The sequence below is a fragment of the Thauera aminoaromatica S2 genome (genome assembly GCF_000310185.1).
GTDB classification, from domain to species: Bacteria; Pseudomonadota; Gammaproteobacteria; order Burkholderiales; family Rhodocyclaceae; genus Thauera; species Thauera aminoaromatica.
Genome location: NZ_AMXD01000008.1, coordinates 28,340 through 42,308, shown reverse-complemented (window position 1 = coordinate 42,308; position 13,969 = coordinate 28,340). Strand labels below are relative to the sequence as shown.

At 70.0% G+C, this 13,969-nt stretch carries 11 protein-coding genes; all 11 read left to right on the top strand.

Annotated features, from left to right (window positions below; all coding sequences use genetic code 11):
• Position 1 precedes the first annotated feature (1 nt).
• The 11 genes from C665_RS02895 to xrtA are packed head-to-tail and all read left to right on the top strand — an operon-like array spanning position 2 to position 13,967.
• Positions 2 to 1,447, top strand: coding sequence for a TIGR03016 family PEP-CTERM system-associated outer membrane protein (locus C665_RS02895; RefSeq protein WP_004299635.1), 1,446 nt, complete (start codon positions 2 to 4; stop codon positions 1,445 to 1,447).
• Between the two features lie 11 nt (positions 1,448 to 1,458).
• Complete coding sequence (locus C665_RS02890; protein ID WP_004299632.1) at positions 1,459 to 2,553, top strand: XrtA/PEP-CTERM system-associated ATPase; 1,095 nt, start codon at positions 1,459 to 1,461, stop codon at positions 2,551 to 2,553.
• Positions 2,550 to 3,716, top strand: a complete 1,167-nt coding sequence (wecB, locus tag C665_RS02885; RefSeq protein WP_004299630.1) for a non-hydrolyzing UDP-N-acetylglucosamine 2-epimerase — start codon at positions 2,550 to 2,552, stop codon at positions 3,714 to 3,716. Before C665_RS02890 ends, wecB begins: the two co-directional genes overlap by 4 nt.
• A gap of 1 nt (position 3,717) precedes the next feature.
• The gene (locus C665_RS02880; RefSeq protein WP_004299628.1) at positions 3,718 to 4,557 is read left to right on the top strand and encodes an XrtA system polysaccharide deacetylase; all 840 of its coding nucleotides are present in this window, start codon (positions 3,718 to 3,720) and stop codon (positions 4,555 to 4,557) included.
• A gap of 25 nt (positions 4,558 to 4,582) precedes the next feature.
• Positions 4,583 to 5,632, top strand: a complete 1,050-nt coding sequence (locus C665_RS02875; RefSeq protein ID WP_004299625.1) for a FemAB family XrtA/PEP-CTERM system-associated protein — start codon at positions 4,583 to 4,585, stop codon at positions 5,630 to 5,632.
• Positions 5,633 to 5,636: 4 nt separating this feature from the next.
• Complete coding sequence (locus tag C665_RS02870) at positions 5,637 to 6,926, top strand: TIGR03087 family PEP-CTERM/XrtA system glycosyltransferase (RefSeq protein ID WP_004299623.1); 1,290 nt, start codon at positions 5,637 to 5,639, stop codon at positions 6,924 to 6,926.
• On the top strand, positions 6,923 to 8,089 hold the full coding sequence (locus C665_RS02865) for a TIGR03088 family PEP-CTERM/XrtA system glycosyltransferase (RefSeq protein WP_004299621.1): 1,167 nt from the start codon (positions 6,923 to 6,925) through the stop codon (positions 8,087 to 8,089). Before C665_RS02870 ends, C665_RS02865 begins: the two co-directional genes overlap by 4 nt.
• 15 nt (positions 8,090 to 8,104) lie before the next feature.
• Positions 8,105 to 10,033 carry an XrtA/PEP-CTERM system amidotransferase gene (locus tag C665_RS02860; RefSeq protein ID WP_004299619.1) on the top strand — a complete coding sequence of 643 codons (1,929 nt, stop codon included), beginning with the start codon at positions 8,105 to 8,107 and terminating at the stop codon, positions 10,031 to 10,033.
• A 21-nt stretch (positions 10,034 to 10,054) separates the two neighbouring features.
• A complete protein-coding gene (locus tag C665_RS02855; protein WP_004299617.1) occupies positions 10,055 to 11,266 on the top strand; it encodes a TIGR04063 family PEP-CTERM/XrtA system glycosyltransferase in 1,212 nt (403 codons plus the stop codon).
• A complete protein-coding gene (locus C665_RS02850; RefSeq protein ID WP_004299616.1) occupies positions 11,263 to 12,360 on the top strand; it encodes a glycosyltransferase family 4 protein in 1,098 nt (365 codons plus the stop codon). Before C665_RS02855 ends, C665_RS02850 begins: the two co-directional genes overlap by 4 nt.
• Complete coding sequence (gene xrtA, locus C665_RS02845) at positions 12,357 to 13,967, top strand: exosortase A (RefSeq protein ID WP_004299615.1); 1,611 nt, start codon at positions 12,357 to 12,359, stop codon at positions 13,965 to 13,967. The genes C665_RS02850 and xrtA overlap by 4 nt, the downstream gene beginning before the upstream one ends.
• Positions 13,968 to 13,969 lie beyond the last annotated feature (2 nt).

Here is a 13,969-nt window from a genome sequence, read left to right as displayed (position 1 = left end):
CGTGCTCGCGCTCCTGTGCCCGGCCACCGGAGCGGTCGCGCAGTCGACCCGGGTCACGCCCACGTTCGACACTGAACTCACCTGGACCGACAACGCCGGCCTCGATCGCGAGGGCGGTCGGGACTGGCTGCTCGAGGTCTCGCCCGGCGTGTCGGTGAGCCGCAGCGCAGGGCGTCTCAACGGCAGCCTGAGCGCGCGCCTGCGCAACCTCGTCCATTCCTCTGCGAGCGAGGACGACTCCACTTACCTCTCCTTCGACGGCAGGGGCGCCTACGAGGCGCTGGAGGATCTGCTGTTCCTCGATTTCAGCGGGGGAATCACCCGCAACAACTATTCCGCCTTCAGCGGGCGGGCGCCCGGCGACCCGTTCGGTTTCGACAAGGACAACGAAGTCCGCTATTGGTCGATCACCCCGCGGCTCGAGTCCGACCTGCGCTTCGGCGAGGCTGCACGCGGTTCGGTGAGCTATTCGTCCAGCGGCGTGCGATCCAACAGCAGCGGTCTCGGCGACCAGAGCGCGGACACCGTGGAGGCCAGCCTCGCCGATCCGGGCGGCTTGCGGTTTTTCGGCTGGGGCCTGGCCTATGCCCGCACCGAAAGTGATGGCGGCACCGCCGCCACCGGCCAGCGTGGCGAGGAGTCGGTGCGTGGCACGCTGTACGCCAACGTCTCCCCGCAGCTGCGCCTGCGCGGCATCGTCGGGCACGAGTCCAACGACTACGCGGACGGCAGGAAGGACAGCAGCGGGATCGTTGGCGCCGGGGTGGACTGGTACCCGACCGACCGCACCTCGCTCGCCGCGACGGTCGAGGATCGGGTGTTCGGGCGCGGCTACGATCTCGCCCTCAACCACCGCATGCGCCGCGCGGTCTTCTTCCTCGGTGCGACGCGCGACGTCTCCTCGCTCGCACAGACGCTGGGCACGGTGGTGCTCGCGGATCGGGACTGCTTCATGCGCGTACGCGACATCGCCGATCCGATCGAGCGCGAGCAGGCCCTCAACGAATGTCTCACCTTCGGCGTGCTGCGCTCCAATGCCGCCTACGTCGAGCGCGCGTTCCGTGGCGGCGTCTCGCTGCTCGGGGTGCGCAACACCTTGAGCTTGTCCGCCAGTCGCAGCGATCGCAGCCGCATCGGTTCGACCACCGGCCTGCTTCCGGACGACGACCTGCGCGACACCGAGCGGGTGCGCATCACCACCACCACGCTCGCCTGGAGCCACACGCTCAGCGGCACGAGTTCGCTGTATGCCACGCTCGCGCGCTCGGATTCCGAGAGTGCGGCCGACGCCGACCTCGCACTGCGTCGCCTGACCGGCACGGTGGGCGTCGATCGTACGCTCGGCCCCAGGACGCGCGCGGGGCTGCGCTACCGATATGAAAAGACCGAGGGCGAGAGCGACTACACGACGAATTCCGTCACCGCCATCCTCGGCATGCGGTTCTGAACGGACACCCGATGTACGAAACCTTCTTCAAACTCAGCGGCAAGCCTTTCCAGCTCAACCCCGACCCGGCCTTCTTCTACGGCAGTCGGGGGCACCGGCGCGCGATGGCCTATCTCGAATACGGCCTGCACCAGAGCGAGGGCTTCATCGTCATCACCGGCGAGGTGGGTGCGGGCAAGACCACCATCGTGCGCAGCCTGCTCGAGCAGCTCGATCCGGCCAAGGTCGTAGCCGCCACCATCGTCAGCACCCAGATCGACGCCTCCGACATGCTGCGCATGGTCGCCGGCGCCTTCGGCGTACCCAGCCGCAACCTCGACAAGGCCGGCCTGCTGCTCGCGATCGAGACCTACCTCGTGTCGCTCGCCGCCGCCGACAAGCGCGCGCTGCTGATCATCGACGAGGCGCAGAACCTCTCCGCAGCCGCGGTCGAGGAACTGCGCATGCTGTCGAACTTTCAGCTCGAGGATCATGCGCTGCTGCAGAGTTTCCTCGTCGGTCAGCCCGAGTTCCGCGAGATGATGCAGCGCGCCGAGATGCAGCAACTGCGCCAGCGCGTGATCGCCTCCTATCACCTCGGCCCGCTCGACCTGCAGGAGACGCGCGGCTACATCGAGCACCGCCTGCGCCACGTCGGCTGGAACGAGGACCCGCGCTTCGAGCCCGGGTCCTTCAACGCGATCTACGGCCACACCGGCGGCATCCCCCGCACCATCAACACCTTGTGCGACCGTCTGCTCCTCGCCGCCTATCTCGGCGAGAGCCATGTGGTCACCGAGGCGCAGGTGCGCGAGGTGATCGCCGAGCTCAAGGAAGAGTTCGCGCCGCCGCGTACGCGCCCGGTGGCCGGCATGGGACGCGCGGTGCTGAGGGACGCCGAGCCCGCTGCGGCGATGCCGCCGGTCGAGGCGCTGGCAGTCGAGCGCCTGCGCGTCTCGCCCGAGCTTGCCGACCAGGTCGCCGGCATGGCCGGCAGCTACGACCTGCAGCGCATCGAGGCACGTCTGGCCGGCCTGGAGCAGTCGGTGTCGGCCACGCTCGCAGTGCTCAACCAGTTGCTGCAGGCGGTGCGCCGCGATGCCGCGACCGAGGAGGAAGGTCGATGAGCGCGCATCGCCTCTCGGCCGCGCCGGTGATCTGCATCGTCGGCGCACGTCCCAACTACATGAAGGTGGCGCCGATCATCCGCGCCTTCGCCGCCCACCAGCCGCCGATCCCCACGCTGCTGGTGCACACCGGGCAGCATTACGATCCCGCGATGAAGGACCGCCTGTTCGCCGATCTCGACCTGCCCGAGCCCGACGTCAACCTCGCGGTCGGCTCCGGCTCGCACGCGGTGCAGACCGCCGAGGTGATGAAGCGCTTCGAGCCGGTCATCGACGAGCATGGCGCGCGCGCGGTGCTGGTGGTGGGCGACGTCAACTCGACGCTCGCCTGCGCGCTGGTGGCGAGCAAGCGCCACATCCCGGTGGTCCATGTGGAGTCCGGTCTGCGCAGCAACGACCGCCGCATGCCCGAAGAGATCAACCGCATCCTCACCGACCAGATCTCCGACGTGCTCTACACCACCGAGCGATCCGCCCACGACAACCTCGTCCGCGAAGGCATCCCCGCCGAGCGTGCGGTTTTCGTCGGCAACGTCATGATCGACAGCCTGCGCGCGAGCCTGCCGCGCGCGGTGCCGGCCGACGTGCTGCTCGCCGCGGCCGGCCTGGACGCGAGCCGGATCGCCGGCGGCTACGGCGTCGTCACCCTGCACCGTCCGTCCAACGTCGACAGCGCCGACACCCTCGGCCCGATCATCGACGCCCTGCGCACGGTGAGCGAGGCGTTGCCGCTGGTTGTCGCGCTGCATCCGCGCACACGCAACAACCTCGAGCGCTTCGGCATGCTCGATCGCCTCGCCGGCTCCGGCTTCCTGATCCTGCCGCCGCAGGGCTACCTCGAGATGCTCGGCCTGATGTCGGGTGCGCGCATGGTGCTGACCGACTCCGGCGGCATCCAGGAAGAGACCACCGCGCTCGGCGTGCCCTGCGTGACCATCCGCGAGAATACCGAGCGCCCGATCACGGTGGAGCAGGGCACCAACACCCTGGTCGGCATCCGCCCCGAGGCGATCGTCGCCGCGGCGCGCGAGATCCTCGCCACCGGTGGCAAGGCCGGGCGGGTGCCCGAATACTGGGATGGACGCTGCGCCGAGCGCATCGCTGCCCATCTGCACGACTGGCTCGTCGAGCACGAGACGGTCCACGCCGCGCCGGGGGGTTGAGGTGGCCGCACGCATCACCAACGCCTTCACCTGCGACGTCGAGGACTACTTCCAGGTCTCCGCGCTCGCGCCGCATTTTCCGCGCGAGCAGTGGGACAGCGTGCCCTGCCGCGTCGAGCGCAACGTCGATCGCATCCTCGCGCTGCTCGACGGCCACGGCGCGCGCGGCACCTTCTTCACCCTGGGCTGGCTCGCCGAGCGCTATCCCGGCCTGGTGCGCCGCATCGCCGCCGCGGGCCACGAGGTGGCGAGCCACGGCTACGCGCACCAGCGCGCGAGCGACCTCACGCCCCAAGCCTTCACGGCCGACATCCGCCTGGCCAAGGTGATCCTCGAGGACATCACCGGTAGTGCGGTGACCGGCTACCGCGCGCCCAGCTTCTCGATCGGCGAGGCCAACCTGTGGGCGCACGACTGCATCGCCGAGGCGGGCTACCGCTACAGCTCGAGCGTGTATCCGGTCCGCCACGACCACTACGGCATCCCCGACGCGCCGCGCTTCCCGTGGCGCCTGCCCAACGGCCTGGTCGAGGTGCCGATCACCACCGTGCACATGCTTGGACGCAACTGGCCCGCGGGTGGCGGCGGTTTCTTCCGCCTGTTGCCCTATGCGCTGTCGCGCTGGCAGATCGCGCGCGTCAATGCCGCCGACCGCCGCCCGGCGATCTTCTACTTCCACCCCTGGGAAATCGATCCCGAGCAGCCGCGTGTGACCGCTGCCACGGCAAAGACCCGCTTCAGGCACTACATTAACCTGCAGCACACGGAAGCCCGGCTCGACCGGCTTCTCTCCGATTTCTCCTGGGGGCGCGCCGACGAAGTCTTCCGCGACGCCGCCTGAACCCGACTGGATCCGGATGCGCGCCATGGACCGATTGCCGATCGTCGTGAACCTGCTCAAGGCCGAGGACGCCCTGCGCTGGGACGAATTCGTGCGCCGCTGCCCGCAGGCCACCTTCTTCCACCTGTCCGCCTGGCGCGAGCTCATGGAAGAGGTGTTCGATCACCGCACCTTCTATCTGTATGCCGAGCGCGCCGGCGACATCGTCGGCGTGCTGCCGCTCGCCGAGGTGCGCAGCCGCCTGTTCGGTCATGCGCTGGTGTCGCTACCCTTCTGCGTCTACGGCGGCATCGCGGCGGCCGAGGATGCAGGCCCGGAGACGCTGTACGCGCTCGAATCCAAGGCCGAGACGCTGGCGCAGGCGCTCGGCGTGCAGCACCTCGAATTCCGCAACCTGAAGCCGCGCCACGAGGACTGGCCGCGCCAGGAACTCTACGTCACCTTCCGCAAGGAGATCCTGCCCGAGGTCGAGGCCAACCTGCTCGCCATCCCGCGCAAGCAGCGCGCCATGGTGCGCAAGGGCATCAAGAACGGCCTGGTCGGCGAGGTGGACGCGGGTGTCGAGCGCTTCTTCGCGCTCTACGCCGACAACGTGCTTCGTCACGGCACGCCGGCGCTGCCGAGGAAGTTCTTCGAGCAGCTCAAGAAGCGCTTCGGTGAGGCCTGCGAAGTGCTCACGGTGACCTCGCCCGAGGGCAAGCCGCTGTCGAGCGTGCTCAGCTTCTACTTCCGCGACGAGGTGCTGCCCTACTACGCGGGCGACGACCTTGCAGCGCGCGAGCTCGCCGCCAACGACTTCAAGTACTGGGAGCTGATGCGGCGCGCCTGCGAGCGCGGCTGCACGGTCTTCGACTACGGTCGCAGCAAGGTCGGCACCGGCCCCTATGCGTTCAAGAAGAACTGGGGCTTCGAGCCGCAGCCGCTGTCGTACGAGTTCTGCCTGTACAAGCGCGACAGCATCCCGCAGAACAACCCGATGAACCCCAAGTACCGGGCCTTCATCGCCCTCTGGAAGCGCCTGCCGATCGGCGTGGCGAACCGGCTCGGGCCGCACATCGTGCGCAACCTGGGGTAGGGCGGTGCAGGACAGCCGGCCGCCGCTCCTCTACCTCACGCACCGCATCCCCTACCCGCCCAACAAGGGCGACAAGCTGCGGTCGTTCAACATCCTGCGCCAGCTCGCCCGCACGCACCGGGTGTGGCTGGGCAGCTTCGTCGACCATGCGGACGACCGCCGCCACATCCCGGCGCTGCGCCAGTGGTGCGAGCAGACCTGCGTGATCCCGATCGAGCCGGGCATCCGCCGCCTCGCGAGCCTGCGCGGCCTGCTGCGCGGAGAGGCGCTGAGCCTGCCCTATTACCGCAGCCCGCGCCTGGCGCGCTGGGTGGATCAGGTGGTGGCGGAGAACGGCATCCGTTCGGCGGTGGCCTTCTCGGGGCCGATGGCGCAGTACCTCGACGTGCCCGGGCTGAGCCGCCGCGTGGTCGACTTCTGCGACGTCGATTCGGCCAAGTGGACGCAGTACGCCGCCGACCGGCGCTGGCCGATGTCCTGGCTGTACCGGCGCGAGGGCGAGCGCCTGCTCGACTTCGAGCGCCGCGCCGCAGCCGGCGTGGAGGCGAGCCTCTTCGTCACCGAGGCCGAGGCCGAGGTCTTCCGGCGCGCGGCGCCCGAAGTCGGCGACCGCGTCGGCGTCATGCAGAACGGGGTCGACGCCGAGTACTTCGCGCCTGCCAACGCGGGGGCTTCGCCCTATCCGGCGGGCGCTCCGGTGATCGCCTTCAGCGGTGCGATGGACTACTGGCCCAACGTCGACGCGGTGTGCTGGTTCGCCACCGAGCTCCTGCCGGCGATCCGTCGCGCCATGCCCGGCGTGCGCTTCTGGATCGTGGGCATGAACCCGGCGCCGGCCGTGCAGGCGCTCGCCGGCGAGGATGTCGTGGTCACCGGTACCGTGCCCGACGTGCGCCCCTACATCGCCCACGCCGACCTCGTGGTGGCGCCCCTGCGCATTGCGCGCGGCATCCAGAACAAGGTGCTGGAAGCGATGGCCATGGCGCGCCCGGTGGTGCTCTCGGCCGCGCCTGCCGTGGGTCTGGCGGCGCGCGACGGGGTGGAGTGCAGCATCGCCGAAGATGGCGACGAGCTGTGCCGGCGCGTGGTCGAGCTGCTTGGGGATCCGTCGCGCCGCGCCGCGATCGGCGCGGCGGCGCGGGACTGCGTGCTGCGCGCCTACAGCTGGTCGGCGCACCTGCGCACCCTGGACTGGCTGCTCGATGCGCAGGGCACGGATGCAGGCCTCGCGCAGGCGGTGCAGGCCCGCGAGGGCGCCGCGCCGAACGCGGCGGCGCTCGTGCGGACACCATGAAGGACGTCGCCCGGCCGCTGGTGCTGCACCTCGTGTACCGCTTCGACGTCGGCGGCCTGGAGAACGGGGTGGTGAACCTGATCAACCACCTCCCTGCCGAGCGCTTCCGTCATGCGGTGGTGGCGCTCACCGAATGCACCGAAGGCTTCTCGCGCCGCATCGAGCGCGCGGACGTGCGCTTCGTGTCGCTGCACAAGCCGCCCGGCCACGGCCTCAAGCTCTATCCGCGCCTGTACCGGCTGTTCCGCGCGCTGCGTCCGGCGATCGTGCATACGCGCAACCTCGCCGCGCTCGAGGCCGTCGTGCCGGCGCGGCTCGCCGGCGTGCCGGCGACGGTGCATGGCGAGCACGGCTGGGACGTCTCCGACCCCGGCGGCACGCGGCGCAAGTTCCAGTGGCTGCGGCGTGCCTACAGCCCCTTCGTGAACCGCTACGTGGCGCTCTCGGGCCACATCGAGTCCTATCTCGTCGAGCGCGTGGGCATTTCCCCCGCGCGGGTCGCGCGCATCTGCAACGGCGTGGACGCGCGGCGCTTCCACCCCCGCCTGTCGGCGCAGGCGCGCAGCCTCGCCGGTCTGCCGGAAGGCTTCGCCACCCCCGGCACGGTCATCGTCGGCACGGTCGGGCGGCAGCAGGCGGTCAAGGATCCGCTCGCCCTGGTGCGCGCCTTCGCGCTCGCGCGCACACACGGCGGGGTCGGGGGCAGGCTGCGCCTGCTGCTCGCGGGCGACGGGCCGCTGCGCGCCACGCTCGAGGCCGAGATCCGCAGCAGCGGGCTGGAAGACGCCGTCTGGCTGGCCGGCGAGCGTGCCGACGTGCCCGCGGTGATGCGCGCGCTCGACGTGTTCGCGCTGCCGTCGCGCGCCGAGGGCATCTCCAACACCGTCCTCGAGGCGATGGCGAGCGGGCTGCCGGTCGTCGCCACCGCGGTCGGCGGCAATGCGGAACTGGTCGTGCCCGGCGAGACCGGCGCGCTCGTGGCGGCCGAAGACCCGCGCGGCATGGCGGAGGCGTTGCTGTGCTACGCTGCGGATGCTGCATTGCGGCAAGAACAGGGCCTGGCTGCGCGCCGGCGCGTCGAGGCGGAGTTCAGCATCGAGCGCATGGTGGCCCGCTACGCCGAGCTCTACGAATCCCTTCTGCGCCCGCAGGGCGCAGCCTGACGAGGACACGCGATCATGTGCGGCATTGCCGGCCTCTTCGACACCCGTGGCAAACGCGACTTCGAGCGCGCCCTGATGCAGCGCATGAACGACGTCCAGCACCATCGCGGCCCGGACGAGGGCGGCTACCACTTCGAGCCGGGCGTCGCGCTCGCCCACCGCCGCCTGTCCATCATCGACCTTGCCACCGGCCAGCAACCGCTGTTCAACGAGGACGGCTCGGTGGCGGTGGTGTTCAACGGCGAGATCTACAACTTCCAGGAGCTCGTACCCGAGCTCGAGGCGCTCGGTCACGTCTTCCACACCCGCAGCGACACGGAGGTCATCGTGCACGCCTGGGAGGCCTGGGGCGAGGACTGCGTGCAGCGCTTCCGCGGCATGTTCGCGTTCGCGCTGCACGACCGCAACCGCGACACCTTCTTCATGGCGCGCGACCGCCTCGCGGTCAAGCCGATGTTCTACGCGCTGCTGCCCGACGGCACGCTCGCCTTCGGCTCCGAACTCAAGGTGCTGATGCAGCACCCGGCGCTCGACCGCCGCATCGACCCGCTCGCGGTCGAGGAGTACTTCGCCCTCGGCTACGTCGCCGAGCCGCGCACCATCTTCCTCGGCGCCAGGAAGCTCGGCCCCGGCGAATCGCTGTGCATCCGCCGCGGCCAGCCGATCCCCGCGCCGAAGCAGTACTGGGACGTGCGCTTCACCCTCGACAACGACATCGGCCTCGCCGACGCCACCGGCGAGCTGACCGAGCGCCTGCGCGAATCGGTGCGGCTGCGCATGATCGCCGAGGTGCCGCTGGGTGCCTTCCTCTCCGGAGGGGTCGATTCGAGCGCGGTGGTGGCGACCATGGCGGGGCTCTCGGACGATCCGGTCAACACCTGCTCGATCGCCTTCGACGATCCCAAGTACAACGAGTCGGCGTTCGCGCAGATGGTCGCCGACCGCTACCGCACCCGCCACTTCGTCGAGACCGTCAAGTCCGACGACTTCGACCTCATCGACACCCTGGCCGCGCTCTACGACGAGCCCTACGCCGACAGCTCGGCCATCCCCACTTACCGCGTGTGCCAGCTCGCGCGCAAGCATGTCACCGTGGCGCTGTCGGGCGACGGCGGCGACGAGAGCTTCGGCGGCTATCGCCGCTACCGCATGCACCTGATGGAAGAGAAGATGCGCGCCGCGCTGCCGATGGGCGTGCGCCGACCGCTCTTCGGCCTGCTCGGCCGCGTCTATCCCAAGGCCGACTGGGCGCCGCGCGTGTTCCGCGCCAAGACCACCTTCCAGGCGATGGCGCGCGACGCCACCGAGGCCTACTTCCACAGCGTCTCCATCCTGCGCGGCGACATGCGGCGCAAGCTGTTCAGCGCCGAATTCCGCAACAGGCTCGGCGGTTACGACGCGCTCGAGGTCTTCCGCCGCCATGCCGCAGCCGCCGGCACCGACGATGCGCTCGCGCTGATCCAGTACCTCGACCTCAAGACCTACCTGGTCGGCGACATCAACACCAAGGTCGACCGCGCGAGCATGGCGCACTCGCTCGAGGTGCGCGAGCCGCTGATGGACCACAAGCTGGTCGAGTGGCTGGCGACGCTGCCCTCCGGCCTCAAGATCCAGGGCAACGAGGGCAAGTACCTGTTCAAGAAGGCGATGGAGCCGCTGCTGCCCGACGACGTGCTCTACCGCCCGAAGATGGGCTTCGCGGTGCCGCTCGCGCGCTGGTTCCGCGGCCCGCTAAAGCAGCGCGTGCGTGACGCAGTGCTGGGCGAGACCCTGGCCGCTACGGGTATCTTCGAGCGCAGCTACCTCGAGCATCTGGTCGACGCCCACCAGTCCGGCGCGCGCGACTACAGCGCCCCGCTGTGGACGCTGCTGATGTTCGAGGCTTTCGTCCGCAACACCGCAGCCGGCGCCACCCTGCCGGTCGCGCTCGCCGAGGCGGTCTGAACGCGACGTTCCGAATACTCCATGCGCATCCTGCACATCCTCGATCACTCGATCCCGCTGCACAGCGGCTACACCTTCCGCACCGCGGCGATCCTGCGCGAGCAGCGCGCGCTCGGCTGGGAGACCTTCCACCTGACCTCGCCCAAGCAGGGCGAGACGACGGCCATGGTGGAGGAGATCGAGGGCTTGCGTTTCCACCGTACCGCCGTGCCGACGCCGGCGAGCAGCGGCATCGCCGAGCTGCGCCAGATCCGTGCGGTGCAGGCGCGCATCGAGCAGCTCGCGGCCGAACTGCGCCCCGACATCCTCCACGCCCACTCGCCGGTGCTCAACGCCATTCCGGCCATCCGCGCCGGGCGCAAGCTCGGCATTCCGGTCGTCTACGAGATCCGCGCCTTCTGGGAAGACGCCGCGGTCGATCATGGCACCACCACCGAGGGCAGCCTGCGCTACCGCGCCACCAAGGGGCTGGAGACCTGGGCGATCAAGCGCGCCGACCATGTGTTCACCATCTGCGAAGGCCTGCGCGCCGACATCGTCGGCCGCGGCATTCCGGCGGCCAAGGTCACGGTCATCCCCAACGCGGTCGACATCGAGTCCTTCCAGCTCTCGGGCGACGCCGACCCTGCCTTGCGGGAGCAGCTCGGCCTCGCCGGCACCACCGTGGTGGGCTTCGTCGGCTCCTTCTACGCCTACGAGGGCCTCGATCTGCTGCTCGAGGCCTTCCCCGCGCTGCTGCAGAAGCGCCCCGAGCTGCGCCTGCTGCTCGTCGGCGGCGGGCCGCAGGACGAAAACCTCAAGGCTCAGGCCCTGCGCCTCGGCGTGGCCGACAAGGTCGTCTTCACCGGCCGCGTGCCGCACAAGGACGTCAGCCGCTACTACGACCAGATCGACCTGCTCGCCTATCCGCGCCACTCCATGCGACTCACCGAGCTGGTCACCCCGCTCAAGCCGCTCGAGGCCATGGCGCAGGGTCGGCTCTTCGTCGCCTCCGACGTCGGCGGCCACAAGGAGCTGATCCGCGACGGCGAGACCGGCAGGCTGTTCAAGGCCGGCAGCGCCGAGGCGCTCGCCGCCGCCATCGACGACCTGCTCGCGCACCGCGAGCGCTGGCCGGCGATGCGCGCGGCGGGGCGGCAGTTCGTCGAGGACGTGCGCAACTGGACGAACAGCGTGGCGAACTACACGCCGGTGTATCGCAGACTGGTCGCGAAGCCTCGCGCCGCGGCATGAATTTCTCCGCGCTGCGCGTCCTGCTCGTCGGGCCGCTGCCGCCGCCTGCCGGCGGCATGGCCAACCAGACCCGCCAGCTCGCCGAGCTGCTGCGCGGCGAGGGCGCGTCGGTCGAGGTCGTGCAGGTCAATGCGCCGTATCGTCCGGCTTGGGTCGAAAGGCTGAAGGGCGTGCGCGCGCTGTTCCGGCTCCTGCCCTACCTGCTGCGGCTGTGGCAGGCCGCAGGGCGGGCGAACCTCATGCACGTGATGGCCAACTCCGGCTGGTCCTGGCATCTCTTCGCCGCGCCGGCGGTGTGGATCGGCTGGCTGCGCGGCGTGCCGGTGGTGGTCAATTACCGCGGTGGCGAGGCGGCCGGCTTCCTTGCCCGCTCGGCGGCGGTCGTGCGTGCCACCCTGCGCCGCGCGTCCAGCCTGGTGCTGCCGTCCGGCTTCCTGCTCGAAGTCTTCGCGCGCCACGGCATGGCCGGGCGCATCGTCTCCAACATCGTCGACCTCGAGCGTTTCCATCCCGCGACGGCGCCGCGCGCGGCCGGCGAGGGCCCGCATCTGGTCGTCGCCCGCAACCTCGAAGCCCTCTACGGCAACGACACCGCGCTGCGCGCCTTCGCGCGGCTGTGCGCGGCCTGGCCGGCGGCGCGCCTCTCGATCGCCGGCAGCGGGCCGGAGGCCGCGGCGCTGGCCGCGCTCGCACAGGAACTCGGCATCGCCGAGCGGGTCCGCTTCACCGGTCGCCTGGACCGCGAGCAGATGGCTGCGCTCTACCGTGACGCAGATCTCATGCTCAACCCGAGTCGGGTGGATAACATGCCCAATGCCATCCTCGAGGCGCTGGCGAGCGGCCTGCCGGTGGTCACCACCGACGTCGGCGGCATTCCCTTCATCGTCACGCAAGGCCACACGGCCATGCTGGTTCCACCCGACGATCCGCAGGCGATGGCCGACGCCGCGCACAAGGTGCTTGCCGACACCGGCCTGCGCGCCGCGCTGGTCGCCGCCGGGCGCGCCGAGGTGCAGCGCTACCGCTGGAGCTCGGTGCGCGCACAACTGCTGTCCGCCTACGCGGATGCGATTGCCGCGAAGAGGGCCACATGAACATGAAAGGAACCGCGATGCTTCAATCCGTGCGGCCGGGCGCGATGCCGACCCACCTGCAGGCGACCGACGCCCGCCCTGCGACGCTCGGTGATCCGCGCACGCGCAGGCTTCACCTGGCGGTGCTTGCGCTGGGACTGCTGTGGCTGCTGTTCTGGTATCGCGACACCTTCCTGGCCATGGTGGGCATCTGGGACCGCTCGGACACCTTCGCCCACGGCTTCGTGATCGCGCCGATCTCGGCCTGGCTGGTATGGCGGCGCCGGCACTTCATCGACCATGTACCGATCGCGCCCTCGCTGCTCGGCATCTGCGCCGGACTCGTCGCCGGCGCGGCCTGGTTGCTCGGCGAGCTCGCCAGCGTCGATGCGGTGTCGCAGTTCGCCTTCGTGGGCATGCTGGTGGGCTTCGTCTGGGCGGTGATGGGCAGCGCGGTGGTGCGCACCTACGCCTTCCCGATCGGCTTCCTGTTCTTCATGGTGCCGTTCGGCGAGTTCCTCTTCCCCACCATGATGCAGTGGACCGCCGACTTCATCATCTGGGCGGTGCGCGCCTCCGGCGTGCCGGTGTACGCCGAAGGCTTCCTGCTGGTGATCCCCTCCGGGCGCTGGCAGGTGGTGGAGGGGTGCAGCGGCGTGCGCTACCTGATGGCCTCGATCGTCGTCGGCAGCCTGTACGCTTACCTGAACTACCGCAGCACGCAGAAGCGCCTGCTTTTCGTCGCCGCCTCGATCGTGCTGCCGGTATTCGCCAACTGGCTGCGCGCCTACGGCATCGTGATGCTCGGCCACCTCACCGACAACCGCCTCGCTGCCGGGGCCGACCACCTGATCTACGGCTGGGTCTTCTTCGGCATCATCATCCTCGCGCTGTTCTGGATCGGTTCGCGCTGGCAGGAGGACGAGGAAGAGGCCCCGGCCATGCCCGTCGGCTCCGCGCGATCGTCGGGCGTACGCACCGGTGGCCTGGGCTGGCTGGCCGTGGCGGTGGTCGCGGTGGGGCTGTGGGTGCCGGTCCTCGGCCACCTCGAGCGCCAGGGCGAGCAGGGGCCGGTGCGCTTCGCCGCGCTGGAGGGGCAGGGCGCGTGGCAGCGGACGGAAGCGGGCGAATTGCCGCCGTGGTCGCCGAGCTATTCCGGCATGCGCGACACCTTCCGTTCGACCTGGCGCGCGGGGAGCGTTCCGGTGGGGGTGTACATCGGCTATTACCGCGACCAGGGACCGGGCAGGGAGTTGATCAATTCCGAGAACCGCGTGCTGATCAGCAAGGACCCGGTGTGGCGCATGACCGCCGCGGGTCCGGTCCGGGTGCAACTCGGCGACCAGGCGCAGGCGTGGCGCACGCTGGAGATGGCGAGCGAGCATGCACGCATGGTCGTCTGGTACGCGTACTGGATCGGCGGCCGGTGGACCACCAGCGATCATCTTGCCAAGGTCTATCTGGCGCTGAGCCGCCTGCGCGGCGAAGGGGACGATTCGGCGGTGGTCATGCTGCATGCGCCGCAGGGTCAGGGCGGGCACGCCGGCACGATCGCCGCGCTTGAAGACTTCGCACGCGAGATGGGCGGGCCCCTGCAGGCCATGCTGGATCGCACCGCGAACCCTTGAGG

Bases quoted from the DNA above. Each gene is read 5' to 3' on its own strand.
- C665_RS02890 (WP_004299632.1), top strand. From the start codon at position 1,459: ATGTACGAAACCTTCTTCAAACTCAGCGGCAAGCCTTTCCAGCTCAAC.
- wecB (WP_004299630.1), top strand. From the start codon at position 2,550: ATGAGCGCGCATCGCCTCTCGGCCGCGCCGGTGATCTGCATCGTCGGC.
- C665_RS02875 (WP_004299625.1), top strand. From the start codon at position 4,583: ATGGACCGATTGCCGATCGTCGTGAACCTGCTCAAGGCCGAGGACGCC.
- C665_RS02865 (WP_004299621.1), top strand. From the start codon at position 6,923: ATGAAGGACGTCGCCCGGCCGCTGGTGCTGCACCTCGTGTACCGCTTC.
- C665_RS02860 (WP_004299619.1), top strand. From the start codon at position 8,105: ATGTGCGGCATTGCCGGCCTCTTCGACACCCGTGGCAAACGCGACTTC.
- C665_RS02855 (WP_004299617.1), top strand. From the start codon at position 10,055: ATGCGCATCCTGCACATCCTCGATCACTCGATCCCGCTGCACAGCGGC.
- C665_RS02850 (WP_004299616.1), top strand. From the start codon at position 11,263: ATGAATTTCTCCGCGCTGCGCGTCCTGCTCGTCGGGCCGCTGCCGCCG.
- xrtA (WP_004299615.1), top strand. From the start codon at position 12,357: ATGAACATGAAAGGAACCGCGATGCTTCAATCCGTGCGGCCGGGCGCG.